The 25,766-nt window shown below is 65.4% G+C and carries 24 protein-coding genes; 12 read left to right on the plus strand and 12 right to left on the minus strand.

Features of this window, described 5'->3' with window-relative positions:
- Positions 1–505 (minus strand): GNAT family N-acetyltransferase (locus MF6396_RS25120; protein ID WP_238596475.1); only part of this gene is annotated, 505 nt, incomplete at its 3' end.
- Between the two features lie 159 nt (positions 506–664).
- Between MF6396_RS25120 and MF6396_RS25125 the strand changes: the two genes are divergently transcribed.
- Both MF6396_RS25125 and trmA read left to right on the plus strand, forming a co-directional pair.
- Positions 665–1,960: an NCS2 family permease gene (locus tag MF6396_RS25125; protein ID WP_043860685.1), complete on the plus strand. Its 1,296-nt coding sequence runs from the start codon at positions 665–667 to the stop codon at positions 1,958–1,960.
- The gene (trmA, locus tag MF6396_RS25130) at positions 1,957–3,042 is read left to right on the plus strand and encodes a tRNA (uridine(54)-C5)-methyltransferase TrmA (RefSeq protein WP_043860686.1); all 1,086 of its coding nucleotides are present in this window, start codon (positions 1,957–1,959) and stop codon (positions 3,040–3,042) included. The genes MF6396_RS25125 and trmA overlap by 4 nt, the downstream gene beginning before the upstream one ends.
- Before the next feature lie 108 nt (positions 3,043–3,150).
- On the opposite strand, the gene MF6396_RS25135 is transcribed toward trmA, so the two are convergent.
- The gene (locus MF6396_RS25135; protein WP_078481784.1) at positions 3,151–4,317 is read right to left on the minus strand and encodes an alkaline phosphatase family protein; all 1,167 of its coding nucleotides are present in this window, start codon (positions 4,315–4,317) and stop codon (positions 3,151–3,153) included.
- Positions 4,318–4,485: 168 nt separating this feature from the next.
- On the opposite strand from MF6396_RS25135, the gene MF6396_RS25140 reads away from it, so the two are divergent.
- Positions 4,486–5,346, plus strand: a complete 861-nt coding sequence (locus MF6396_RS25140) for a shikimate dehydrogenase (protein WP_078481785.1) — start codon at positions 4,486–4,488, stop codon at positions 5,344–5,346.
- Between the two features lie 75 nt (positions 5,347–5,421).
- On the opposite strand, the gene MF6396_RS25145 is transcribed toward MF6396_RS25140, so the two are convergent.
- Together MF6396_RS25145 and quiC are read right to left on the minus strand one after the other, a co-directional pair.
- Positions 5,422–6,090: a TetR/AcrR family transcriptional regulator gene (locus MF6396_RS25145; protein ID WP_043860689.1), complete on the minus strand. Its 669-nt coding sequence runs from the start codon at positions 6,088–6,090 to the stop codon at positions 5,422–5,424.
- A gap of 81 nt (positions 6,091–6,171) precedes the next feature.
- Positions 6,172–8,079: a 3-dehydroshikimate dehydratase QuiC gene (gene quiC / locus MF6396_RS25150; RefSeq protein ID WP_054916558.1), complete on the minus strand. Its 1,908-nt coding sequence runs from the start codon at positions 8,077–8,079 to the stop codon at positions 6,172–6,174.
- A 279-nt stretch (positions 8,080–8,358) separates the two neighbouring features.
- Between quiC and MF6396_RS25155 the strand changes: the two genes are divergently transcribed.
- Positions 8,359–9,699, plus strand: coding sequence for an MFS transporter (locus MF6396_RS25155; RefSeq protein WP_043860691.1), 1,341 nt, complete (start codon positions 8,359–8,361; stop codon positions 9,697–9,699).
- 41 nt (positions 9,700–9,740) lie between these two features.
- Here the strand turns inward: MF6396_RS25155 and MF6396_RS25160 are convergent, their stop codons facing one another.
- Positions 9,741–10,562: a sugar phosphate isomerase/epimerase family protein gene (locus MF6396_RS25160; protein ID WP_078481786.1), complete on the minus strand. Its 822-nt coding sequence runs from the start codon at positions 10,560–10,562 to the stop codon at positions 9,741–9,743.
- A 145-nt stretch (positions 10,563–10,707) separates the two neighbouring features.
- Positions 10,708–11,484: an IclR family transcriptional regulator gene (locus MF6396_RS25165; protein WP_043860693.1), complete on the minus strand. Its 777-nt coding sequence runs from the start codon at positions 11,482–11,484 to the stop codon at positions 10,708–10,710.
- 170 nt (positions 11,485–11,654) lie between these two features.
- Here MF6396_RS25165 and MF6396_RS25170 point away from each other — a divergent pair, with 170 nt between their 5' ends.
- The 3 genes from MF6396_RS25170 (at position 11,655) to MF6396_RS25180 (ending at position 14,912) form a co-directional block, all read left to right on the plus strand.
- Complete coding sequence (locus tag MF6396_RS25170; RefSeq protein ID WP_078481787.1) at positions 11,655–13,373, plus strand: FAD-dependent oxidoreductase; 1,719 nt, start codon at positions 11,655–11,657, stop codon at positions 13,371–13,373.
- Between the two features lie 56 nt (positions 13,374–13,429).
- Positions 13,430–14,341 (plus strand): LysR family transcriptional regulator, encoded by a 912-nt coding sequence (locus MF6396_RS25175; RefSeq protein ID WP_078481788.1) that lies wholly within the window; start codon positions 13,430–13,432, stop codon positions 14,339–14,341.
- Positions 14,342–14,441: 100 nt separating this feature from the next.
- The gene (locus MF6396_RS25180) at positions 14,442–14,912 is read left to right on the plus strand and encodes a hypothetical protein (RefSeq protein ID WP_078481789.1); all 471 of its coding nucleotides are present in this window, start codon (positions 14,442–14,444) and stop codon (positions 14,910–14,912) included.
- Between the two features lie 6 nt (positions 14,913–14,918).
- Here MF6396_RS25180 and pcaG read toward each other — a convergent pair whose 3' ends face one another.
- Positions 14,919–15,524 (minus strand): protocatechuate 3,4-dioxygenase subunit alpha, encoded by a 606-nt coding sequence (gene pcaG / locus MF6396_RS25185; protein WP_078481790.1) that lies wholly within the window; start codon positions 15,522–15,524, stop codon positions 14,919–14,921.
- Between the two features lie 11 nt (positions 15,525–15,535).
- The gene (pcaH, locus tag MF6396_RS25190; protein WP_043860698.1) at positions 15,536–16,255 is read right to left on the minus strand and encodes a protocatechuate 3,4-dioxygenase subunit beta; all 720 of its coding nucleotides are present in this window, start codon (positions 16,253–16,255) and stop codon (positions 15,536–15,538) included.
- Between the two features lie 193 nt (positions 16,256–16,448).
- On the opposite strand from pcaH, the gene ypfJ reads away from it, so the two are divergent.
- Positions 16,449–17,333 (plus strand): KPN_02809 family neutral zinc metallopeptidase, encoded by an 885-nt coding sequence (ypfJ, locus tag MF6396_RS25195; RefSeq protein ID WP_043860699.1) that lies wholly within the window; start codon positions 16,449–16,451, stop codon positions 17,331–17,333.
- 195 nt (positions 17,334–17,528) lie between these two features.
- Positions 17,529–19,436 carry a methyl-accepting chemotaxis protein gene (locus MF6396_RS25200; protein ID WP_043860700.1) on the plus strand — a complete coding sequence of 636 codons (1,908 nt, stop codon included), beginning with the start codon at positions 17,529–17,531 and terminating at the stop codon, positions 19,434–19,436.
- A gap of 97 nt (positions 19,437–19,533) precedes the next feature.
- Here the strand turns inward: MF6396_RS25200 and ggt are convergent, their stop codons facing one another.
- The 3 genes from ggt to MF6396_RS25215 form a co-directional block, all read right to left on the minus strand.
- Complete coding sequence (gene ggt, locus MF6396_RS25205) at positions 19,534–21,201, minus strand: gamma-glutamyltransferase (protein WP_043860701.1); 1,668 nt, start codon at positions 21,199–21,201, stop codon at positions 19,534–19,536.
- A gap of 80 nt (positions 21,202–21,281) precedes the next feature.
- Positions 21,282–22,178, minus strand: a complete 897-nt coding sequence (locus tag MF6396_RS25210) for a LysR family transcriptional regulator (RefSeq protein ID WP_054916552.1) — start codon at positions 22,176–22,178, stop codon at positions 21,282–21,284.
- 67 nt (positions 22,179–22,245) lie between these two features.
- Positions 22,246–22,836 (minus strand): NAD(P)H-dependent oxidoreductase, encoded by a 591-nt coding sequence (locus tag MF6396_RS25215; protein ID WP_078481791.1) that lies wholly within the window; start codon positions 22,834–22,836, stop codon positions 22,246–22,248.
- A 186-nt stretch (positions 22,837–23,022) separates the two neighbouring features.
- On the opposite strand from MF6396_RS25215, the gene MF6396_RS25220 reads away from it, so the two are divergent.
- Positions 23,023–23,337: a putative quinol monooxygenase gene (locus MF6396_RS25220; protein ID WP_043860704.1), complete on the plus strand. Its 315-nt coding sequence runs from the start codon at positions 23,023–23,025 to the stop codon at positions 23,335–23,337.
- On the opposite strand, the gene MF6396_RS25225 is transcribed toward MF6396_RS25220, so the two are convergent.
- Entirely contained in the window at positions 23,327–24,091 is a 765-nt protein-coding gene (locus MF6396_RS25225; RefSeq protein ID WP_078481792.1) for a sulfite exporter TauE/SafE family protein, read from the minus strand. The genes MF6396_RS25220 and MF6396_RS25225 overlap by 11 nt on opposite strands.
- A 77-nt stretch (positions 24,092–24,168) precedes the next feature.
- Between MF6396_RS25225 and MF6396_RS25230 the strand changes: the two genes are divergently transcribed.
- Positions 24,169–25,107 carry a LysR family transcriptional regulator gene (locus MF6396_RS25230; RefSeq protein WP_078481793.1) on the plus strand — a complete coding sequence of 313 codons (939 nt, stop codon included), beginning with the start codon at positions 24,169–24,171 and terminating at the stop codon, positions 25,105–25,107.
- A 41-nt stretch (positions 25,108–25,148) separates the two neighbouring features.
- Entirely contained in the window at positions 25,149–25,754 is a 606-nt protein-coding gene (locus MF6396_RS25235; RefSeq protein WP_054916548.1) for a CDP-alcohol phosphatidyltransferase family protein, read from the plus strand.
- Positions 25,755–25,766: the final 12 nt, after the last annotated feature.

Genomic DNA, 25,766 nt, shown 5'->3' on the forward strand with positions numbered 1-25,766 from the left:
TAGTGTGTTGTCGCGTGTGTTGCTGAGTGTGTCGCGTACGTCGCGTGTCTACGCTGGCAGCTTCGTCGGCAGCTTCGAGTGTGTAGAAGAGCCGGGCGCGGTACAGCCTCAACGCCGCCTGATTGTCGGTATCCACCGACAGTTGCAGGCAACGCACCTGCGGCCACACTTCGCGCACCCGCGCCGGCAGCGCCGCCAGGCACCAGCGGCCAAGCCCCTGCCCCTGCGCCCGCCAGTCCACCTGCAGGGCATGCAAGGTGGCCGCATCATGGCGGGCCCACGGCGGCAGGTGTGCACCACGCTTGAGCAGCAGGAAGCCCTGCGGCACGCCCCCCACCAGCAGCGCCAGCCCGCGCACATCGTCGCCGGGCCGGTTCAGCAGGGTATGCAGCGCGCCCTCGATGTCACCGCAAAACGCCCGCTGCGCCGCCAGCACCTCGATGCCGGGCAGGCCTGCGCGCTGGGCCGGGGTCAGCGCATCGTAGTGAATCAGCTGCACGGTCATGGTCCTGGTCCAAAAGTGGCGGTCTTGCTGATATGATGCGCGGCTTTTTTGCGGCCCATTCAAAAATCACTCAGTCCGGCACCCCGTGTCCGGTACAGTCTGTGCTTTGCTGATGGGGTCGAACATTCAAGGCGCCGCAGTGCGCCACGGGGAGCTGGCATGCTGGAAAGGCTGTTTCAACTGAAAGCGCACAATACCAACGTGCGCACCGAAATCCTGGCGGGGGTCACCACCTTCCTGGCCATGGCCTACATCCTGTTCGTCAACCCGAGCATCCTCGGCGAGACCGGCATGGACAAGGGCGCGATCTTCGTCGCCACGTGCCTGGCTGCCGCCATCGGCTCGGCGGTGATGGGGCTGATCGCCAACTACCCGATCGCGCTGGCGCCGGGCATGGGCCTGAACGCCTTCTTCACCTACACCGTGGTGCTGCACATGGGCCACACCTGGCAGGTGGCACTGGGGGCGGTATTCATTTCGGCGGTGCTGTTCTTCCTGCTGTCGATCTTTCGCATCCGCGAATGGATCGTCAACAGCATTCCGCTGCCGCTGCGTTCGGCAATTGCCGCCGGCATCGGCCTGTTCCTGGCGCTGATCGCCCTGCACAACGCCGGCATCGTGGTCGACAACCCGGCCACCCTGGTGGGCCTGGGCGACCTGCGCAACCCGGCACCGGTACTGGCCACCCTGGGCTTCTTCCTGATCGTCGCGCTCGAGGCGATGAAGGTACGCGGCGCCGTGCTGATCGGCATCCTGGCGGTCACCGTCGCCTCCATCGGCCTGGGCTACACCCCGTTCAACGGCATCGTGTCGATGCCGCCCTCGCTGGCCCCGACCTTCCTGCAGCTGGACATCAAGGGCGCACTGGATGTCGGCCTGATCAGCGTGATCTTCGCCTTCCTGTTCGTCGACTTGTTCGACAACTCTGGCACCCTGATCGGCGTGGCCAAGCGCGCCGGGCTGATGGGCAAAGACGGCCACATGCCGAAGATGGGCCGCGCCCTGATCGCCGACAGCACCGCGGCCATGGCCGGCTCGCTGCTGGGCACCTCGACCACCACCAGCTATATCGAATCGGCGGCCGGCGTGAGTGCTGGCGGACGCACCGGGCTGACCGCCATCGTGGTGGCTGGGCTGTTCCTGCTGGCACTGTTCTTCGCCCCGCTGGCCGGCAGCGTTCCGGCCTTCGCAACCGCGCCTGCACTGCTGTTCGTCGCCGTGCTGATGGCCTCGGGCCTGGCGGAAATCAACTGGGACGACGTGACCGAGGCCGCCCCGGTGGTGGTCACCGCGCTGGCCATGCCGCTGACCTATTCGATTGCCAACGGCATCGCCTTCGGCTTCATCTCCTGGACCGTGATCAAGCTGATCTCGGGACGCCGGCATGAACTGAACTCGGCGCTGGTGGTGCTCTCCATCCTGTTCGTGATCAAGCTGGGCTGGTACGCCGCATGAGTTCCGTCTACGACCCGACTACCTACACCGCGCAGCTTGAGGCCAAGGTCGAGCGCCTGCGCGCACTGCTGGCGCCATTCGGCGCACCGGAGCCGGCGGTGTTCGACTCGCCGCGCGAGCATTACCGCCTGCGTGCCGAGTTTCGCCTGTGGCGCGAGAACGAGCAGCGTCACTACGCGATGTTCGCCCCGGGTGAAAAGCACCAGGCGATCCTGATCGACGACTTCCCCATCGCCAGCCAGCGCATCAACCAGTTGATGCCGCAGCTCAAGGCGGCGTGGCAGGCCAGTTCGGCGCTGAGCTTCAAGCTGTTCCAGGTGGAGTTCCTGACCACCCTGGCGGGCGACGCGATGATCACCCTGTGCTACCACCGTCCACTGGACGAGCATTGGGAAGCCGCTGCCCGGCAACTGGCGACCGACCTGGGCGTGAGCATCATCGGGCGCTCCAAGGGCAAGCGCGTGGTGATCGGCCGTGACTATGCGGTTGAAGAGCTGGCCGTGGGCGGGCGCACTTTCCGCTATCGCCAGCCAGAAGGCGCGTTCACCCAGCCCAACGGCACGGTGAACCAGAAGATGCTCAACTGGGCCTACGAGGCCCTGGGCGAGCGCGAGGACGACCTGCTGGAGCTGTACTGCGGCAACGGCAACTTCACCCTGCCGCTGGCCACGCGGGTGCGCAAGGTGCTGGCCACCGAGATCAGCAAGACCTCGGTGAACGCCGCGCTGCACAACCTGGACGACAACGGCGTGGATAACGTGCGCCTGGTGCGCCTGTCGGCCGAAGAGCTGACCGAGGCCCTGAACGAGGTGCGGCCGTTCCGGCGCCTGGAAGGCATCGACCTGAAAAGCTATGCCTTTGGCAGCGTGTTCGTCGACCCGCCGCGCGCGGGCATGGACCCGGACACCTGCGAGCTGACCCGGCGCTTCGATAACATCCTGTACATCTCGTGCAACCCCGAGACACTGGCGGCGAACATCGAGCAGTTGAGCGATACGCACCGTATCGAGCGGTGTGCGCTGTTTGACCAGTTCCCGTATACGCACCATATGGAAAGCGGGGTGCTGCTGGTTCGGCGCTAGGCCCGGATCGGCGGTGTTCTATCGCGGGTCAAGCCCGCTCCCACAGGAATGTCACGGCTCTGAAGGGCAGTGGGGTACCTGTGGGAGCGGGCTTGACCCGCGATGGCCCTAATCTGAGTACATCAACAGCGGCACCACCTGGTCCGCGTCCGTCAACGCCCCATGGTGCCCGCGCCACTGGCTGGGGTGCTTCTCCTCCACGCTGCGAATGATCCCGCCGGCCCCGGTCGGAACCACGATCAGGTCCCCGATACGCCCTTCGGCCTGGCTCAGCATCACGTCCCCGAACAACCCCGCGCCAATCGCCTGCGCCTTGCTCAACACCCGGTATTCATCCCCCAGGCGGTTCTGCCAGCGCTCGTGCACGCGGTCCTGCTGATGCTCGTGGGTGTACAGGTAGCGCGCCCGGATGTCCCCGGCCATCGCCCGCACCCCGTCCTGCAAGGCACTGTCGGTATCGAAGTCATGCACCTGGGCGCGGTCCAGGTCGAGCATGCCGTGGTCGGCAATCACGAGCATGCGCGCCGAGCGCGGCAGGCGCCCGGCAATGTCGCGGGCCAGCTGATCGGCAATCTCCAGTTGCCTGCACCAGTCGGGCGAGCCCGGCCCATACAGGTGCCCGGCAAAGTCCAGGTCACCGAAATAGGCAAAGCAGAAGGCTGGCGCCTCCACCTCCAGTGCGCTACGCACCAGCTCGGGATAGGCATCGTAGGCCGGCGCGGCAAGGATGCCGCCGGCCTTGTAGATGGCACGGGTGAAGTCCGAGTCGGCAAAGCGCCCGAGCATGACCGTGCTGATCTGTACGCCCTGGGCGGCCGCGTCTTCCCAGGCGGTCTGCGGCACGATGAAGGAGGCCGCGACAGGCGCCGCGGTCGGCACGCTGCCCGTCTGCGCGGCCGCAGTGGTCCATGACAGCGGCGAGAACACCGAATGTGCATCCAGGGCGAAATCGCAGCCCACGATGCCATGCGCACCGCTGCCCATGCCGGAGGTCACCGTGGCCAGGCTGGCGGCAGTGGTGGCCGGGAAGCCGACCTTGAAGTGGCTGTCGGGCTGCATCAGCGCGGCCAGGAACGGTGCATGCTCGGCGTGCGCCTTGAGCAGGTTCCAGCCCAAGCCGTCGATCAACAGCAGGCAGGTGGCTGTAGAGCGCTCGAGCCGGAACGGATTCCTGAAGCCCCTGGCGCCCAACCCGGCGAAAACCGACTGGGTCAGGCTGGCCAGGCCCGGCCAGGTGTCGTGAACGTCCCGCATCTCTTCGAACTGCGCCGCCATGTCGCCCTCCGTGGTGCCGTGCAAAACAACAGGTTTAGCACAGCTTGTTCGATCAGCGAACAGAAACGATCAATGCACGGCCCGTCCCGATTGACCCTATTAACCAGTCAGTACATTTTAGTCGTGACGCTCCCTCCCCCTGCCAAGAACAACAATGGAGTTTTACCGATGAGTTTGGCCCCCCCTTCCGGCATTCTCGCCGGCCTGATCGGCGCCGGTATCCAGGCCTCGCGTACCCCGGCCCTGCACGAGCACGAAGGCGCCGCCCAGGGCATCAACTACCTGTACCGGCTGATCGACCTGGACCAGCTGAAGCTGGACAGCAGCGCCCTCGAAGAACTGCTGACCGCGGCCGAGTACATGGGCTTTACCGGGCTCAACATCACCTTCCCGTGCAAGCAGGCGATCGTGCCCCTGCTCGATGAGCTGTCGCCCGAGGCGCGTGGTATCGGCGCGGTGAACACCGTGGTGCTCAAGGACGGTCGACGCATCGGCCACAACACCGACTGCCTGGGGTTTGCCGAGGGCTTCAGGCGTGGCCTGGGTGATGTTTCACGCCGTCATGTGGTGCAGATGGGGGCAGGCGGTGCGGGTGCCGCGGTGGCCCATGCGCTGCTCAGCGAAGGGGTGGCCCAGCTGACGCTCTTCGATGTGGAGCCCGCCCGGGCCCAGGCACTGGCAGACAACCTCAACCAGCATTTCGAGGGCAGCCCGGCACGCTGCGGGCATGACCTGCAAGCGGCCATGGGCCAGGCCTGCGGGCTGGTCAACACCACCCCCATGGGCATGGCCAAGCTGCCGGGCATGCCGGTGCCCAGGGCGCTGCTGCGCGCCGAAATGTGGGTGGCCGAGATCGTGTACTTCCCGCTGGAGACCCAATTGCTGCGCGAGGCGCGGGCACTGGGATGCCGCACGCTCAACGGGGCCAACATGGCGGTGTTTCAGGCGGTGAAGGCCTTCGAGCTGTTCAGCGGCGTGGTGCCGGATGCACAGCGCATGATCGGGCACTTCAACAGCCTGGGGGATTGAACGCTTAGCCGGCACCTGTACAGGGTGGTCAACCCGCAGGTGCCGGCCCTGCCGGCGACTGGAGGCTCCCCGGCATCACGCCTGCAGGTAGCGCAGCACCGACTCGCAGATCATCTCGCGGTGCTTGTCCTTGAGCGCCTTGTCCTCGAAATCCACCTGGAAGATCTCGCCAAAGGTGTGCCGGTTGGACACGCGATAGAAGCAGAACGAGCTGATCAGCAGGTGTACGTCCAGCGCCGTCAGGCCCTGGCGGAACACCCCCTCGGCAGCCCCGCGCTGGAGTATCTCGTCCAGCGCGGTGAGCACCGTCTTGTTCATCGAGCGGATCGCGGCCGACTGCTTGACGTACTCGCCGTGGTGCATGTTTTCGTTGCACACGATACGCACGAAGTCGACGTTGCGATCATGGTGATCGAAGGTGAATTCGATCAGCCGGCGAATGCCCTGGCGCGGCTCCAGTTCAGCCAGGTGCAGGTTGCTTTCGGTGCTGCGGATATCGCCGTAAAGCTTCTCCAGCACCTCCACATACAGCTGCTCCTTGCTGTTGAAGTAGTAGTAGATCATGCGCTTGGAGGTCTGGGTGCGCTCGGCGATCGCATCGACCCGGGCACCGGCCAGGCCTTGCTGCACGAACTCGCTGATGGCCGCCTGCAGAATGTTCTCGCGGGTTTTCTCAGGATTGTTCTTGCGGCTCTTGCGCGGCGCCTCGGCAGGTGCCGCCAAGGGTGCTGGAGTTGTCGTCATACGGGGCTCTTGACCAGTCGGTTAACCGCGCGATTATGGCCCCGGGGTGCGCCAGAAGAAAGCCTGACGGGCGCTGACACGTTACAGCTTGGCATGCCGCAGCCCGCCGCTGCGCGCCTTGGCCATCGCTGCCAGGCGCACCGCGACGTTGGCCGCGCCGTAACCGCTGTAGCCATTGCGCCGCTGCAGCACCTCGAAGAAGAAGCGCTCCTCGAACGGCTCGGTGTATACGTGGAACAGCTCGCCGCCCTGGGCATCACGGTCGTACAGCACGTTGTAGTAGGCCAGCTCGCTCAGGAACTGATCGTCGAAGTCGAACCGGGCCGCCAGGTCGTCGTAGTAGTTCAGCGGGATATCGAGCAGCGCCACGCCGGCTTCCTTGGCGCGCTTGACGGCGGCGAAGATGTCCTGGCAGTCGAAGGCGATGTGATGCACGCCCGAGCCGCGGTAGTTGGACAGCGCGTGGGCAATCGCAGTGTTGCGGTTTTCGGAGATGTTCAACGGCAGCCGGATCGAACTGCACTGGCTGCGCAGGGCGCGGCTCTTGACCAGGCCATAGGGATCGGGAAGCACCACCTCGTCATCGGCGCTGAAGTCGAGCAGGCTTTTGTAGAACAGCACCCAGCTGTCCAGGCTGTCGGCCGGCAGGGCCAGTGCCATGTGGTCGATGCGGGTCAGGCCCAGGCCATGGGCCGGTTGCTCGCTGAGGCTGAAGTCGGTGTCGTAGATGGTGCGTCCGTCCGCGCCCTGGTCCACCAGGTAGATCAGGCTGCCGTCGGGGGCGCGTACCGCTGCCAGCTCACGTTCGTTGGGCCCCACCAGGCCACGATAGGGCTGGCCGTGATAGGCCACCGCCCGGGCCAGCGCCTGGGCGCTGTGCCTGACCCGGATCGCCGTGGCGCACAGCGACGGGCCGTGGCTTTCGAAGAAGTTGTGCGCGAACGAATAGGGCTCGGCGTTGAGGATCAGGTTGATCTCGCCCTGGCGCAGCAGGCTCACATTCTTCGAACGATGCTTGCCGGCACGGGCAAAGCCCAGGCCTTCGAGCCAGTTGCCCAGCTTGGCGCCCGAGGCGTCGTCGACCGCAAACTCGAGAAACTCGATGCCATCGCAGCTGCTGGCCGGCGGCGGCGCGAACAGCAGCTCAGGGTCGGCCAGCGGTGCGGTGCGTTCGAGCAACTGACGGGTCTTTTCCTCCAGGTACAGCAGCGAACGCAGGCCGTCGGCGGCATTGGCCCGTGGCGGCGCGGCACGAAAACCGTCGTTGAAGATCTCCAGCGACAGCGGCCCGCGATAGCCGGCCTGCAGAATCGGCGCCAGAAACCCCGGCAGGTCGAACTCGCCCTGCCCCGGGAAGCAGCGAAAATGCCGGCTCCACTCCAGCACATCCATGGCCAGGATCGGCGCATCGGCCATCTGCACGAAGAAGATCTTGTCCCCCGGCACCTGCGCGATGGCGCTGGGGTCGCCCTTGAGCGACAGGGTGTGGAAGCTGTCGAGGATCATGCCCAGGTTGGCGTGATCGGCCTGGCGCACGATGTCCCACACCTGCTGCCAGGTGTTCACGTGCCGCCCCCAGGCCAGCGCCTCGTAGCCGATGCGCACACCGTGGGCGGCGGCCCGCTCGGCCAGCAGGCTCAGGTCGTCGACCAGCAGTTGCTGGCCGCCCAGCGCGTCGGCCGACACGTTGCTGCACACCAGCACCAGGTCGGTGCCCAGTTCCTGCATCAGTTCGAACTTGCGCTCGGCGCGCTCCAGGTTGCGCGCCAGGCGCCCGCGCGGGCAGCCCTCGAAATCGCGAAACGGCTGGAAAAGGGTGATGTCCAGCCCCAGGTCGGTGCAGCGCTGGCGAATCTCGCGGGGGCTGCCGTCGTAGTAGAGAAGGTCGTTTTCGAAGATCTCCACGCCGTCGAATCCGGCGGCGGCAATGGCTTCGAGTTTTTCCGGCAAGGTGCCGCTCAGGGACACGGTGGCAATCGAACGCTGCATCTTCAGGCTCCAACGGGCAGGCAGTGCCCAGCTGCACGAATTATTGGCTGGGGTTTATCCTAGCTCAATCAAAAGGTACGAACTGGTTAGTTTTGTGTGCGATTATCGCCCAGTACCCGCCCAGATCAATTGACCCTTTTTTGACCAATGCGCACCATTTCTTACCACCAGGCAGATGAGCATCTTGCCAAAAGCACCGACGAACCTGCCGTAGTCGACTGGTGTACCGCGTGTCATCCTGGCTTGACCCATAAACATAAAAATACGGGTAATCACCACATGATCCACAGCCAAAGCACTCCCCTGGCCCAGCCATCGGCCAGTACCCCGCACGCCGGTATCGGCGACAAGATCCGTGGCGCCATGGGCGTCGGCAAGACCCGCTGGGTGATGCTGGCGCTGGTATTCTTCGCCACCACCCTGAACTACATCGACCGCGCCGCACTGGGCGTGATGCAGCCGATCCTGGCCAAGGAAATGAGCTGGACGGCGATGGACTACGCCAACATCAACTTCTGGTTCCAGGTGGGCTACGCCATCGGCTTCGTGCTGCAGGGCCGGCTGATCGACCGCATCGGCGTCAAGCGCGTGTTCTTCTGCGCGGTGCTGCTGTGGAGCCTGGCCACTGGCGCCCACGGCCTGGCCACCTCGGCGGTGGGCTTCATGGTCTGTCGCTTCATCCTCGGCCTGACCGAAGCGGCCAACTACCCGGCCTGCGTGAAGACCACCCGGCTGTGGTTCCCGGCGGGCGAGCGGGCGGTGGCCACCGGCATCTTCAACGCCGGCACCAACGTCGGCGCCATGTTCACCCCGATGCTGCTGCCGCTGATCCTCACTGTGTGGGGCTGGCAGGCGGCGTTCATGGCCATGGGCGCGCTGGGCCTGGTGTGGGCCACGTTCTGGGGCCTGAAGTACTTCAACCCGGAAAACCACCCGAGCGTGAGCAAGGCGGAACTGGCGTACATCCAGAGCGAGGTCGAGCCTGAACAGGCGGCCGTGCCGTTCACCCGTATCCTGCGCATGCGTGGCACCTGGGCCTTTGCCCTGGCCTACTCGATCACCGCGCCGGTGTTCTGGTTCTACCTGTACTGGCTGCCGCCGTTTCTGAACCAGCAGTACAACCTGGGCATCAGCGTCACGCAGATGGGCATCCCGCTGATCGTGATCTACCTCAGTGCCGACTTCGGCAGCGTGGGTGGCGGGATCCTGTCCTCGTTCATGATCGGCCGCGGCATGGCGCCGGTGAAGGCGCGGCTGCTGTCGATGCTGCTGTTCGCCACCACCATCGTCGGGGTGATCTTCGCCGCAGGCGCCAGCAGCCTGTGGGTGGCGGTACTGGCCATCTCCCTGGCGATTGCCGCGCACCAGGCCTGGACCGCCAACATCTGGAGCCTGGTGATGGACTACACGCCCAAGCACATGATGAGCACCGTGTTCGGCTTTGGCGGCATGTGCGCGGCCACCGGGGGGATGTTCATGACCCAGATCGTGGGGCATGTGCTGACCAGCACCAACAACAACTACACCGTGCTGTTCACCATGATTCCGGCGATGTATTTCATCGCGCTGCTGTGGATGTATTTCATGGCACCGCGCAGGATCCCGACAGTCGAGGCGTAAGCCCGGGCTGCAATGCAGCCCTTCGCCAGCAACGCTGGCTCCTACAGGGAGCCGGCGTTCATTACCTTGCGGGCCTTCTCCAGCGCCCACTGCGCGCGCTGCAGCGCACTCACCCCCTGCTCCAGCAACTGGCGCGTGGGGATCTCCAGGCTCAGCGGCAGGTCGGCCGGCAAGCTGTGCAGCAACCCGTTCAGGTCGCACTCCCCATCCCCTGGAAAACGTCGCTCGTTACGCGCCTGACGCAGGATCTCGGCCATGTCGTCGGGGCGCGGGCCCGCCACGTCGCACAGTTGCGCGTAGCGGATGCGCGAGACCGGCAGGCGGCGCAGGTCTTCCAGGCGCGACGCCGAGCGATCGAAGTGGAAGGCATCGACCAGCACGCAGCCGTTGGCGCGCCCGGCGTTTTCGACGATGCGGGTGGCCTGGGTCAGGTCCTTGGCATCGGTCCACGGCATGAACTCCAGGTGCGGGTGCAGGCCATACGGCGCGGCCAGGTCGCACAGCGCCGCGAAGTTGTCGGTCAGGCGCTGTTCATCCGGGTCGTTGCCGGCAACCAGCAGCTCACTGGCACCGAAGTCGGCGCCCACCGCGAGCAGGGCCTCGAAGTTGGCGACCAGGGTGTCGGGCTTGAGCCGCAGAATCTCCACATCGAGCACCCGGATGCCGGTGTCGCGCAGGCGCTCGGCTGTCTGCCGGCGCAGGCCGGCGTCGCTTGCCAGCGGGAAGTGGTGTTCTTCGGGGGTGGCCGGCTCGAGGCGCAGGCCGACATGGCTGTAGCCGGCCCGGGCGGCGACTTCGACCATCCGGGGTGGGGACAGCTCAAGGACAGTGAGGGCGGCCAGGGACATGACACGTGGGTTCATGGAGGAGTCTCGGGTGCGTTGTTGTATTTGCATTATTTAGAACTTAGTTCCAATTTCAATGCAAGTACAAAAAAAACAGCTTTGCGCTCCACAAAACTGCCTTGGTTTACCTGAGGGCCGCTTCGCTGGCTTGCCAGCGAAGCGTCTAGACAAACAGCTCCGACGCCGGGCTGGCCGCCGACAGCTCGGCCGCCGCCGCCAGCAACGCCGGCGCCAGCTCGTGCAGGCGCGCCTCGTTCAGGCGCGCGGTCGGCCCGGCCACGCTCAACACCCCGACCACATGCCCATCCTGCGGGTGTCGCACCACCGCCGCCAACGCCGACGTACCCAGCGCCGAACTCTCCACCACCCACGCATAGCCCAGTTCCCGCGCCATGCGCAGGCGTTCCAGCAGCTGGGCATTGGAAGCTGGCGCGTTCGGCCCGAAGTCCTCGCGCCGGCCCACGCCCTGGCGCTCCACCAGCAGCAACGCCTGGGCATCGCTCAGGCTGGCCAGCCAGGCATGCCCCGACGCGCTGTAGAACAGCGGCGCCTCACGCCCCATGTCCGGGTCGTAGCGCAGGCCGGAGCGGGCGCCCTGGGCCTTGGCGATCCACACCTGGCGCTCGCCGTCGATGATCCCCAGTCGCACCAGCTCGCCGGTCTGCGCGGCCAACTGGTCGAGAATCGGCTGGACGATGTCGGCACCGCTCTGGGCCAGGTAGCGAAAACCCATGCCCACCAGCTTGGTGCTCAGCAGGTACCGGCTGTTTTCCGGGTTCTGGCGCACGTAGCCCAGGCGCATGAGCTCGGCGAGCATGCGATGGGTCGCGCTCTTGGGGATGTCCAGCTGCTCGGCCAGGGTCTGCATCGGCAGCCCGCGCGGCTCGCTGGTGAGGCTTTCGAGAAGGCTGAAAGCACGTTCGATCTGACTGCCGGCCATGGTCACGGTCCCTGAAAATTTCGCCGATTCTAAAGAGCGCCGGGCAAAGCGCAAACCACTGTTCGATCTTCGCCCAACTTTGCAGGCGACGGCCTTGGCAGCCGACGTGCAATCATAGAATATGGAACTTCGTTCCAAAATAATAATTGCGCGCACTGCGAGGACCCAGCATGACTGCCCACACCCCTACCTCCCGCCCGGTGGACTGCGATGTCCTGGTCATCGGCTCCGGCGCTGCCGGCCTGAGCGCCGCGGTGACCGCCGCCTTTCACGGGCAGAAGGTCATCGTGGTCGAAAAGGACCCGGTGTTCGGCGGCGCCACGGCCTGGTCCGGCGGTTGGATGTGGGTACCGTGCAACCCGCTGGCACAGCGCGCCGGCATCGTCGAGGACCGTTCGCTGCCGCGCACCTACCTGCAACACGAACTGGGCGAACGCTTCGAACCGGCGATGATCGATGCGTTCCTGGAGGCGGCGCCCCACATGGTGTCGTTCTTCGAACGCCATACCGCCCTGCAGTTCGCCGACGGCAACGGCATTGCCGATATCCACGGCGACACGCCCGGGGCCGGCACGGGCGGGCGCTCGGTGATCGCCGCCCCGTATGACGGGCGCAAGGTCGGCAAGCTGCTCAGGCAGCTGCGCCGCACGATGCGCGAAACCTCATTCATGGGCATGCCGATCATGGCCGGCAAGGACCTTACCGCCTTTCTCACCCTGACCAGTTCGTGGCGCTCGCTGCTGCATGTGGGCAAGCGCCTGGCACGCCATCTGCTCGACCTCGCACGCTACGGCCGGGCGATGCAGCTGGTCAACGGCGTGGCCCTGATCGCGCGCCTGGCCAAGTCGGCCGAAGACCTCGGCGTGCTGCTGTGGGCATCGGCCCCGGCGCAGCGCCTGCTGCACAACGCTGGCCGGGTGACGGGGGCGGTGGTGCAGACGGCCAACGGCGACGTGAGCATTCATGCGCGCAAGGCCGTGGTGCTGGCAGCCGGCGGCTTCCCCAACGATATCGAGCGGCGCAAGGCGCTGTTCCCGCGTACCCCCACCGGGCATGAGCACCTGGCCTTGCCGCCGCTGGGCGCCAGCGGCGATGGCCTGCGCCTGGGCGAGAGCGTGGGCGCACACGTGGTCGACGACCTGGCAAGCCCGGTGGCCTGGGCCCCGGTGTCGAAAGTGCCGTACAAGGACGGCACCTTCGGCCATTTCCCGCACATCATCGAACGTGCCAAGCCCGGCATCATCGGTGTGCTGGCCAACGGCAAGCGCTTCGTCAACGAAGCCAACGGCTATTACGACTACGTGAGCGCAATGGTCGCCAGCGCGCCCGGCGAGCAGGTGGCCTCGTGGCTGATCTGCAGCCACGCCTTCCAGCGCCGCTACGGCCTGGGCATCTCCCGGCCCTTCCCACTGCCGGTGGCGCCCTTCATTCGCAGCGGCTACCTCAAGTGCGGCGACAGCATCGAGGCGCTGGCCATCGCCTGCGGCATCGACCCCCAGGGCCTGAGTACCACGCTCAGCGACTACAACCGCCATGCGCGCCACGGCGAAGACCCGCAGTTCGGCCGTGGCAGCACGCCCTACAACCGCAAGCAGGGCGATGCGCTACACCGGCCCAACCCGTGCGTGGCGCCCATCGAGCAGGGGCCGTTCTATGCGGTGAAGGTGGAGCCGGGCTGCTTCGGCACCTTTGCCGGGCTCAGGACCAATGCCCACGCCCAGGTACTGGATGCACAGCAGCAGCCGATTGCCGGCCTGTATGCCGCCGGCAGCGACATGCTCAGCATCATGGGCGGGCATTACCCGGCGGGCGGGATCAATCTGGGGCCGGCGACCACCTTCGGCTACATCGCCGGGCGGCACATTGCCGGGGTCAGTGCCTACGAGTAGGCGCGCCGGCTGCTGCTAGACTGGCGACCCGACTCCTTCATGAAAGCCAGCCGACCATGGACCAGATCAGCGCGATGCAGGCGTTTCGCCGCGTGGTAGAGAGTGGTGGTTTCAGCGCCGCTGCGGCCCTGACCGGGCAATCGCACACCGTGCTGTCGCGCCAGGTCAAGAACCTGGAGCGCCACCTCGGCACCCAGTTGCTCAGCCGCACCACGCGGCGCCTGCACGTCACCGAAGCCGGCGCACTGTGCTACCGCCATTGCGTGCAGGTGCTGGAGCAGCTCGAAGCCATGAGCCTGGAGATTTCCGAACACCAGCAGCAACCCACAGGCACCCTGCGCCTGAGCGTGGCCACGGCATTCGGTGAACTGGAGCTGGGGCGCTGGCTACCGGACTTCGTCGAGCGCTTCGACCAGTTGCAGGTGGAGCTCATCTGCACCGACCGCTTTGTGGACATGCTCGAAGAAGGGGTCGATGTGTGCCTGCGGGTGACCACCCACCTGCCCGACTCCAACCTGGTGGCCCGGCAACTGGCCGTCAGCGAAGTCGTGCTGGTAGCCGCCCCCGCGTACCTGCAGCGCTGGCCGGCCCCCATCGAACCGCACACCCTGGGCGAGCATGCGTTGCTCGGCTACAACCGCCTGGCCCAGCCGCAACGGCTGAGCCTGCAGGGGCCCGACGGGCAGCGCCTGGACGTGGCAATGCCCAGCCGGCTGAGCGCCAACTCGCCGATGGCGTTGCGTGCGGCGGCCATTGCCGGCCTGGGTATCGCCAGCTTCGACCGCTTCATCGTGCATGACGCCCTGCTCGACGGGCGCCTGGTACAGGTGCTGCCCGAATGGCAGCAGCCCTCCCGGCACGTGTACGCGATGTTCCCCCAAAGCCGCTATCTGGCGCCCAAGGTTCGGGCATTGGTCGAGTATGCGCGGGCGTACTACGCTGAACCACGATGGGAAATCAAGATGTGATCTGTGCAAGAAGCACACAGGTTCTGGGCTGCTTCTGCCGTATTTGTGCGTTCGTTGTTTGATTAACCTTCTTTCGATTGTTCATCAGAGGGTTTCAACCATGAAAGCACTTCGAGTTACCGCCGCCGGCTTGCTGTTGGCAGCTTGCGCCACTACCGCCGTGGCTGCGGTCTGCTACTGCACCGCCCCACTCATCTCCCTGCCGAAAAATGCGCTGACCTGGAAAGTGGTACCGGGCACCAACAACAACGTCACCTACGCTAACGTGCAGGGCGACATCCTGGGCAATGGTGCCTACGAGGCCTTCGTCAGTTTCCGTCCCGGTGTGGACAATGGCTACCACACCCACACCGAGACGTTGCCGACCGTGGTGATGAGCGGCGTGTTCTACGCCCGCATCAAGGACAAGAACGGCAAGCTGGTCGAGACCGAGTACCCGGCCGGTTCGTACTACCAGTTGCCGGCCGGGCTGGAACATGAGAGCGGTTGCAAGATGACCGCCAAGAAGGAGCCTTGCCTGCTGTTCCAGTACCAGCGCAACCACTTCGACCTGAACCCGGTGCCCCGCTAGGCGGCCTCAGAAATCGAAGAACACCGTTTCGCCTTCACCCTGGATGCGGATATCGAAACGGTAGGCCAGCTTGCCATCCACTTCGCAGCGCCGCGCGACCAAGGTCTCGCGGCGTTGTGGCTGTTCGATCAGGTTGAGCACCGGGCACTTGGCATTGGCCTGGCCCTCGTCGTCGAAGTACAGCCGCGTGTGCAGATGGATGTTGATGCCGCGGGCGAACAGGCTGACATTGATATGCGGTGCCATCGGCACGCCGGCGGCATTGGCGACCACACCGGGCTTGACCGTATGCAGCGTCCATTCACCGGCATCGAAGGTGGTGGCGGTGCGTCCGAAGCTGTTGAACGGTTGTTCCAGGTTGAATTCGCTGTGGTACTGCCCGGCCGCGTCGGCCTGCCAGAACTCCAGGAACGAGTCGCGCACCAGGTGGCCGTTGCCGTCGTAGACGTGACCGATCAGCAGGATGTGCTCGCCGGGCGCATCGCTGCGCGCCATGCGGTTCCAGATTTCCTGGTCACGGGTCGGGTTGCCGGCCGCTTCCAGGGCCAGGCCGATGTGCACGTAGGGGCCGGCGGTCTGCGATGGGGTTTCCGGCAGCAGTTCGATAGGCATGGCGGGGCTCCTCAGCGGTTTTCGAAGTGGGTCTTGCGCTGGCCGCGCAGAACGATGTCGAAGCGGTAGGCCAGGCAGTCCATGGGGTTGGCATTGGCCATGTCGAGCCGGGCGATCAGGCTCTGTACCGCGTCCGGGTTGGCGATCGACTTGACGATCGGGCACATCGGGATCAGAGGGTCGCCTTCGAAGTACAGCTGGGTGATCAGACGCGTGGCAATCGACGGGCCGCTGATCGACACGTGGATATGCGCCGGGCGCCAGTCGTTGGGGCCGTTGCGCCACGGGTACGGGCCCGGCTTGATGGTACGGAAACTGTAGTAGCCCTCGCTGTCGGTCAGCGCGCGCCCCACACCCCCGAAGTTGGGGTCCAGCGGCGCCAGATAGCGATCGTTCTTGTGGCGATAGCGGCCGCCGGCATTGGCCTGCCACATTTCGACCAGGGTGTGCGGGATCGGCTTGCCATACTGGTCGCACACGCGCCCGGCCACGATGATGCGCTCGCCGATGGGCAGGCCGCCGTGGTTGAAGTTCAGCAGCAGGTCATTGTCGTGCTCGGCAAATTTCAGGTGGGAGAAATCCGGCCCAGTGCTTTCGCTGACGGACTGTGGAATGCTCACCAGCGCCTGGCGAGGCGAGCGCGCGACGGAGGTCTTGTAGTCGGGGGTAAGGGCTTTCGGATGCCAGTTCCGATCACGGATAACGAAACGACTGGTGTCTTGTGCAGACATGCCGTTCTCCTCTTATTGGATTTTTGGAGGCCTGTACGGGCAGGAGTGATGGGCAGTGTGGCCGAGGCATGCACCGGCGAACATTGAAAAGAATCCTTGAACCCATAACCGTATGGTTATGTCCAAAGCGCTAACGCCGCCGGGCCGGGTGGACTAATCTTTATCTTCATATTTCAAGCTTGGGAGAACGCTCATGCTCTGGCGAAAAGGCAGGCGCAGCGACAACGTGGTCGACGCTCGCGGTGAAGGCGGCGGTGGTGGTGGCATGCGCCTGGGCGGCAAGGGCCTGAGCCTGACGGCGGTGGTACTGATCGTGGGGATCGGCCTGCTGACCGGGCAGGACCCGATGCAGATCCTTGGCCAGCTGAGCGGGCAGATGAGCGAACAGAGCGCGCCGGCAAGCACCGGCGAGCGCAAGGCACCACCGGCCGGCGACGAACAGGCCGAGTTCGTCGCCAGCATCCTGGGCGACACCGAGGACACCTGGCGCGCCCTGTTTGCCCAGGCCGGGCGCCAGTACAAGGACCCGACCCTCAAGCTGTTCAGCGGTCAGGTCAACTCCGCCTGTGGCTTTGCCTCGTCGGCGACCGGCCCGTTCTATTGCCCGGCCGACCAGCAGGTGTACCTGGACATGAGCTTCTTCAAGGAGATGGAAACCCGCTTCGCGGCAGCGGGCGACTTTGCCCAGGCCTACGTGATCGCCCACGAGGTCGGCCACCATGTGCAGACCCTGCTGGGGGTGTCAGCCAGGATCGACCAGGCCCGTCGCAGCGGCCAGCGCCTGCAAGGCGACAACGGCCTGCTGGTACGTCAGGAACTGCAGGCCGACTGCCTGGCAGGCGTGTGGGCCTACCAGGCACAGCAACGCCATAACTGGCTGGAGCCGGGCGATATCGAAGAGGCCCTGAACGCCGCCAACGCGATCGGCGATGACCGCCTGCAGCAGCAGAGCAAAGGCCGCGTGGTGCCCGACTCGTTCACCCACGGCACTTCCGCGCAGCGCGTGCGCTGGTTCAAGACCGGCTTCGCCAAGGGCGACCTCAACCAGTGCGACACCTTTGGCGCCAGCAGACTCTGACGCCTGTAATGGGGTGTTTGCGGCCTGGCGCAAACACCCTAAACATTTTGTTGATGGTTTTCGTCGGAATTGGAGAAAAAGCGTTTCAGCTCTGCAACATCCCGCCGATAAAGGCAGCTCACGTCAGCTGGCCTCCAAGAAAAACAACCTCCAGCGATTTAGATCAAAGAGCGCACAGAATCCTGGAGGGATCGCATGAACAGCTGGTTTGCCAATATCAGCGTCAACCTGAAACTCGCCCTGGGCTTCGGCCTGGTGCTGCTGCTGACCGGCCTGTTGGCCCTGACCGGCTGGACCAGCCTGGGCGGTCTGATCGACCGCAGCAACTGGATGAGCGACATCACCCAGCTCAACAACGAGCTCACCGAACTGCGCATCGCCCGCCTGCAGTACATGATTGCCGACGGTGACGACAAGCTCGCGCAGAATGTCCAGGCCAAGCTGGATACCTTCAAGGCCCGCCAGCAGAACCTGCTGAACACCTTCAAGAGCCCGGAGAACGTCAAGCTGCTGCGCGAACAGGCGCAGGTGGTCGCCGCCTACGAGGTGTCCCTGGCCAAGATGCGCAGCGCCTACAAGCAGGGTGGCGAAGCGCGCCGTAGCATGGGCGTTACCGCCAATGAGGCCGGTGCCCTGATGGAAACCCTGCTGGCCGACAGCCTGTCCTCTGGCCAGAGTGACAGCGAGCGCCTGGAACATCTCAAGCGCCTGACCACCGTACGCCAGCACCTGCTGCTGGCCCGCTTCGAGGTGCGCGGCTACATCGCCGACCTCACCCCGGAAACCGAACAGGTCGCCGCCCGCCAGCTCGACGCCACCCTGGCCGAAACCCGCCAGCTGGCCGCCACCGATGCTCGTGCCCGACCGCTCGAGGCCGCCACCCTGCACTACGCCGAAGCGGTGCGCAGCTTCAAGGCCGCCAACACGGCGATCGGCGAGGCGCGCAAGGAAATGACCACCCAGGGCTACGATATCGTGCGCCTGAGCGATGAGCTGTACGCCATCCAGCTGCAACGTCGCGACCTCGAAAGTGCCCAGGCGCGTACCTGGCAACTGGCAAGCACCCTGGCGGCGCTGCTGTTCGGCGTGCTGGCGGCGATCATCATCACCCGCCAGATCACCCGCCCGCTGCGCGAAACCCTGGAAGTGGTGGAGAAGATCGCCACCGGCGACCTAACCCACACCCTGCGCGTCACCCGCCGTGACGAACTGGGCGTGCTGCAACAAGGCATCCAGCGCATGGGCGAAACCCTGCGCGACCTGATCGGCGGCATCCGTGACGGCGTGACCCAGATCGCCAGTGCGGCCGAAGAGCTGTCGGCGGTCACCGAGCAGACCAACGCCGGGGTCAACAGCCAGAAGGTCGAGACCGACCAGGTGGCCACCGCCATGCACGAAATGGCGGCCACCGTGCAGGAAGTGGCGCGCAATGCCGAGCAGGCGTCCGAGGCCGCCACCGACGCCGACGGCCAGGCCCGCGCCGGTGACCAGGTGGTGGCCCAGGCCATCGCGCAGATCGAGCGCCTGGCGGTCGAGGTCAACCGCTCCACCGAGGCCATGGGCCAGTTGCAGCAGGAAAGCCAGAAGATCGGCAGCGTGATGGACGTGATCAAGTCGGTGGCCGAACAGACCAACCTGCTGGCGCTCAACGCCGCGATCGAAGCGGCACGGGCGGGTGAAGCCGGGCGTGGTTTTGCCGTGGTGGCCGATGAAGTGCGCGGCCTGGCGCAGCGCACCCAGAAGTCCACCGAGGAAATCGAGGTGCTGGTGGCGGGCCTGCAAAGCGGCACCCAGCAGGTGGCCAACGTGATGCATGGCAGCCGCAGCCTGACCGACAGCAGCGTGGAGCTGACGCGCAAGGCGGGTGCCTCGCTGGAGAACATCACCCGCGTGGTGTCGAACATCCAGTCGATGAACCAGCAGATCGCCGCGGCGGCCGAGCAGCAGAGCGCGGTGGCCGAAGAGATCAGCCGCAGCATCCTGAACGTGCGTGATGTGTCGGAGCAGACGGCGGCGGCGAGCCAGGAGACGGCGGCATCCAGCGTCGAGCTGGCGCGCCTGGGCAATCAGTTGCAGATGCTGGTCAGCCACTTCCGCGTCTGACCGCATCGGACGGCGTAGCCATCGCGGGTCAAGCCCGCTCCCACCAGGTTCAGCGAAACCTTGTGGGAGCGGACTTGGCCCGCGATGCTGTCAGCCCTTACTTGACGACCTGCCCCACCCCGCGTCCACGCGGGTCAGACGCGGTTTCCAGCGCCGAACCCGTCACCCGGATCGCCTGGATATCGCCCATCTCCCAGCCCTGGTCCTCCAGGGTGTAGCCCATCTTCTTCAGTTCCTCGGCCACCTTGCCATCGAGCGGCGCATAGGCGTCGTAGTAGATAGTGTCCTTGGGCAGCAACTGGTGATGCACACGCTGCGCCGCCACCGCCTTCTCCAGCGGCAGGTTGTAGTCGTACAGGTTGTTGAGCACCTGGAAGATCGAGGTGAAGATCCGCGAGCCACCCGGCGTACCCAGCACCAGCGTGACCTTGCCATCGCGGGTCACCAGGCTCGGGGCCATCGACGACAGCATGCGCTTGCCCGGCTCGATGGCATTGGCATCGCCACCGACCACACCGAAGGCGTTCGCCACACCCGGCTTGGCACTGAAGTCGTCCATCTCGTCATTGAGCAGGAAGCCCGCGCCCTTCACCACCACGCCGCTGCCGTAGTCCCAGTTCAGGGTGTAGGTGTTGCTGACCGCGTTGCCCTGCTTGTCGACGATGGAGAAGTGCGTGGTCTGGTGCGGCTCCAGCCCCGGGCGCACCTTGGCGGTGTCGGAGATGGCGGTCGGGTTGACCTCTTGCGCGCGCTTGGCCAGGTAGTCCTTGGCAATCAGCTGCGCCACCGGCACCTTGGAGAACGCCGGGTCGCCCAGGTAGTCGGCACGGTCGGCGAACACACGCTTCTCGATTTCCGAAAGCAGGTGGATATAGCGCGCCGAGTTCAGCTCGACACCCTTGAAGTCGGCTGCGCGGTTTTCCTTGATGCCCAGCAACTGCGCCAGCGCGATGCCGCCCGAGCTGGGCAGCGGCGCGGTGTAGACCACGTTGCCACGCCATTCGATGCCCATCGGCTCACGCCACACGGCCTTGTAGTCCTTGAGGTCTTCCTTGCTGACCAGGCCCTTGTCGGCCTGCATCTGCGCCACCAGCAGGTCGGCGGTCTTGCCCTGGTAGAACTCGCTCACACCCTTGTCGGCAATGCGCTCCAGGGTCTGCGCCAGCTCGGGCTGCCTGAAGGTCTCGCCCACCTTCATGCTGCCGAAATAGTCGTTGAAGTTGGTGCTGTCCTTGAACAGCCCCTGGGCATCTTCGCGGTACTGGTACTGCTTGGCGGCGATCTTGAAGCCGTTCTTCGCGTAGCCCACCGCCGGGGTCAGCAGCTCGGCCCAGGGCAGCTTGCCGAACTTCTGGTGCGCCTCCCACAGGCCCATCACCGTGCCCGGCACCCCGGCGGCGCGGGCGCCCACCAGGCTGAGGTTCTCGATGATCTCGCCTTTGTCGTCCAGGTACATGTTGCGGCTGGCCGCCTTGGGCGCCACTTCACGGTAGTCGAGGAAGTAGGGTTTGCCATCCATGTACAGGGTCATGAAACCGCCGCCGCCGATGTTGCCGGCCTCAGGGTAGGTAACGGCCAGGGTGAAGGCAGTGGCCACCGCGGCGTCCACTGCGTTGCCGCCCTTCTTGAGGATGTCGGCGGCGACCTGTGCACCATATTGATCGGGCGCGGCCACCGCGCCGCCGTCCAGCGTCACGGCATAGGCTGATGAGCTGGCGACGATCGCAGCGCTCAAGGTCAGCGTTCGAAACATCAGAGTGCGCATGCGGGTTTCCTTGGTGTTGTTTTTATCGAACAACCATTAAGGCGCATGCCCAGGGATTTTTCAAATGCCGCCTGCGGTTTTCAGCAGGCGTAGATCGACAGCTTGTGCTGGATGAAATCCAGAAAGCACTGGATACGCAGCGCCAGTTGCGAGTTGCGGTAGTACACCGCGTTGATCGGCTGGCGATAGCCGCTGTTGGCCTCGGCCAGCACCAGTTGCAGGCGGCCGGCCTGGAGGTCTTCGTGGGTCATGAAGTGCGACAGGCAGGCGATGCCTTCGCCGGCCAGCGCCAGGTGGCGCAGGGTTTCGCCGCTGGAGGCGCACAGGTCGGGGCGGATCGCCAGGCGGTCGCCTTCGGTGTGGCGCAGCGGCCAGTGATTGAGGGTTTCGGTCTGGGTGAAGCCCAGCAGCGAATGCCCGGCCAGTTCCTCCACATGCCGTGGCGTACCGCGCCGCGCAAGGTACGCGGGGCTGGCCAGCACATGCAGCGGGCTGCACCCCAGCGAGCGGGCGTGCAGGCTGGAGTCGGCCAGCTCGCCGATGCGGATGGCGATATCGGTGCTCTGTTCGAGCAGGTCGATGATCAGGTCGTCGGTGTTGAGCTCCAGCTGGATATCCGGGTACAGCTGGCGGAACTCCCCCACCCAGGGCACGATGGCATGCAGCATGAACGGCGCCGCCGCATTGATGCGCAAGCGCCCGGACGGGGTCTGGCGGTGCAGGCTCAGGCGCTCTTCGAGTTCGTCCATCTGTTGCAGGATGGCCTTGGCACGCTCGAAGAAAAACCGCCCCTCTTCGGTGAGGTCCATGCGCCGCGTGGTGCGGTTGATCAGCGTGGTGCCCAGCTTGGCCTCCAGCCGCGACAGGCTGCGGCTGATGGCCGACGGGGTCTGCCCGCCCTGTTCGGCGGCGGCGGAAATAGAGCCGCACTCGATGACCGAGACGAACATCTGCAATTCATCGGACCTGGCTTTCACGGCTGTTCCCTGGTGTGGCGTTCAGCCGTGATAGATAGCCGCTTGGCGTTGCCCGCGCAACCCTTCATCAGGCGCCAGTGTGGAAAACCCGGGCCAGGTGCTGCTCGTAGCCGGCCACGGCAGCCTCGACGTTGGGGTTCTTCATCACGTCGGTGGCCAGGTAGGTCGGCAGATCGCTCATGCCCAGGAACTGGTTGGCCTTGTGGAACGGGAAGTACACCGCGTCCACGCCCTTGCCTTCGAAAAACTGCGCCGGATCGTCGAACGCTTCCTGCGGTGCGTTCCAGGTCAGCGACAGCATGTACTGCTTGCCCTGGATCAGGCCGCCGCTGCCGTACTTGCTCGACGCATCGGAGCGGGTGCGCCCGTCGCTGGCGTAGAGGCTGCCGTGGCCGGCGGTGAACACTTCGTCCAGGTACTGCTTGACGGTCCACGGCGCGCCCATCCACCAACCGGGCATCTGGTAGATGACCACGTCGGCCCAGAGGTACTTCTGCACTTCTTCGGCAACGTCGTAGCCGCCATCGATGTAGGTGCTCCTGACGTCGAAACCGGCGCGGTCGAGAAACGCCAGCGCGGCCTCGTGCAGGGTCTCGTTCAGGCGGCCATCGGAGTGGGCGAACTGCTTGCCGCCGTTGAGCAACAGGATCTTCTTCATCATCTGCCTCATGTGTGTTCGGGGCGGCCAACAGAAGGGGCGGCCCGGTGAATGTGATGGCGGCAGATTAATCAGTTCAGCGCAGCGCAAATACCCTCGCGCGGGCAAAACGCTTTTGACCAAAAAGCACGAATTCAGCGCTTATTGTTGAAATAAGATTGGCTCACTTTTTACAGGAGCCTCCCCATGAGCGAACCCTACGGTTTCATCCTCAAAGCCAAGACCCGCCCCGAAAAGGCCGAGGAGTTCGAGGCGCTGTTTCGCAGCTATGTAGAACCCAGCCGTGCCGAGCCCGGCTGCATCGAGTACCACATGCTGCGCGACCGGCAGGACCCGAGCCTGTTCGTGTTCTACGAAATCTGGGCCAGCAAGGCCGCACTGGATGTGCATTCGGCGCTGCCGCACATGCAACAGTTTGCCGAGCGGCGCATGGAGTACCTTGAGCGCGACTTCGACATCCAGTTGATCGAGATGCTCAGCCCGTCCTCGGCTAGCCGTTGAGCGCCAGATGGGCGCCCAGCAGCGCCAGGCCGATGAAAAAGCAGCGTTTGAACAGCACGGCACTGATGCGCTGACGCAGGCACTGGCCCAGCCACATGCCCAGCAATGCCGGTATCAGCACCACCAGCGAGGCCCCCAGCGCCTCGCCGCCCAGTGCGCCCTGCCCGGCAAGGCCCACGGCCAGCGCCAGGGTCGAGACGGTGAACGACAGGCCCAGCGCCTGCACCATCTGTTCACGGTGCAGGCCCAGGGCCTGCAGGTACGGTACGGCCGGTATCACGAACACCCCGGTGGCGGCGGTGATGATGCCTGTCACCAACCCGCACAGCGGGCCCAGCCAGCGCTCGTGGCGGGGGGCCAGGTGCAGGCCTGGGTGGCACAGGCCGTACAGTGCATACACCAGCAACGCGGCGCCCAATGCGTGCGCCGCCCACGCGCCACTGTCAATGCCCAGCCAGACACTGCCCAGCAAGGTACCGATGAAGATCATCAATTGCATCGGCCAGAGCCTGCGCAGCAACGCACGCAAGTGGCCACCCGCCGCCAGCTGCCAAAGGTTGGTGACCGTCGACGGCACGATCAGCAGCGCGGCAGCCTGCGCCGGTGACATAGCCAGCCCCAGCAAGCCCATGGCCACGGTGGGCAGGCCCAGGCCGATCACGCCCTTGACCGTGCCTGCCAGCACGAAGGTAAGCACAACCAGCAGCGATAGCGCCGGGCCGATAGCCTGATAGAAGCCGAACAAAGTAGTCATGGGCCCATGCTGCCCTGCCCGCACGTCCCTGAACAGTTGCCATATACTGAGCCAGACTATTGCCCAGGCAGAGGCTCATGCATTTCGATCTGATTGACCTACGACTGTTTCTGCACACCGTGGAGTGCGGCAACATCACCGCCGGCGCCCAGCGCAGCCACCTGTCGCTGCCGGCGGCCAGCGCGCGCATTCGCGCCATGGAAAGCTCGCTGGGCGTACCGCTGCTGCAGCGCAACCGGCGCGGCGTGCAACCCACGGCCGCCGGCCAGGCCCTGGTCAACCATGCGCGCCAGATCGGCCAGCAGGTGCAGCGGCTGCAATTCGACCTGGGCCAGTATGCCCAGGGGGTGCAGGGCCAGGTGCGGCTGCTGTGCAACACCGCGGCGCTGACCGAGTACCTGCCCGAACTGCTGGCGACGTTTCTGGCCCGCCACCCGGCCATCGACGTGGACGTGGTCGAATTGCCCAGCCTGCGTATCGTGCAGGCGATCACCCGGGGCGAGGCCGACCTGGGCATCATCTCCAATGCCGTGGCCAGCGAGCACCTACAGAGCGTGGCGTTTCGCGACGACCCGCTGGTGCTGATCATGGCGCCGGATCACCCGCTGGCCAGCCACCCGCACCTGCGCTTTGCCGACACCCTTGAACATGGCCATGTCGGCTTGCAGGCAGACAGCGCCCTGGCCCTGTACCTGGAGGAACAGGCCCTGCACCTGGGGCGCCGGCTGCAGGTGCGGGTACGTGCCGAAGGCTTCGACGGGGTGATACGCATGGTGGCCCATGGCGCAGGCCTGGGCATCGTGCCGCAGGCTGCCGTGCAACGCTGGCAAGGGGTGCTGGTGCTGCACAGCCTGGCGCTGGACGAACCCTGGGCACAACGCCAGCTGCGCCTGTGCAGCCGCAATTTTTCGGCGCTTCCCGGGCACACGCGCACACTTCTGCAAAGCTTGTGGGCAGGCGCTATTGCCCCGGCAGGGACAATCCACCCACAATCGCCTTCGCGCACCGCTATGTAACAAGACAATGCCGTGCCTACGAGCCGTAAAGGGAGTTTTCCGTGCCGTCGATCTACCAGTTGAAACCGCGCTTCCAGGCGCTGCTGCGCCCTATGGTCAAGCGTCTGTACGAGCGCGGCATAACTGCCAACCAGGTGACGGTCGCCGCCGCGGCGGTCAGTGTGGCGCTCGGCCTGCTGCTGGCCGCCGCACCGCACATCACCTGGCTGTTCGCCCTGGTGCCGGCCTGGATGCTGCTGCGCATGGCGCTCAACGCCATCGACGGCATGCTCGCCCGGGAATTCGGCCAGCAGTCACGCCTGGGCGCCTACCTCAACGAGCTGTGCGACGTGGTCGCCGACAGCGCACTGTACCTGCCCTTCGCCCTGCTGCCGGGCGTGTCGCCGGCGCTGGTGGTGATTGTGGTGCTGGCCGCGCTGGTGAGCGAATACGCCGGGGTGATGGGCCCCCTGGTAGGCGCCGAACGCCGTTATGACGGCCCGATGGGCAAGAGCGACCGTGCCTTCGTGTTCGGTGTGCTCGGTGCCGGCGTGGCCACCGGCCTGCTGAGCGCAGCGTGGCTCAACGGCGTGTTGCTGGTGGTGCTGCTGCTGTCGCTTCATACCCTCTACAACCGGGTGAGCCGAGGCCTGGCGCAACCCCGCTGAAGCCCTCCGAGC

It is taken from the genome of Pseudomonas sp. MF6396, assembly GCF_002018915.1.
Classification (GTDB): domain Bacteria; phylum Pseudomonadota; class Gammaproteobacteria; order Pseudomonadales; family Pseudomonadaceae; genus Aquipseudomonas; species Aquipseudomonas palmensis.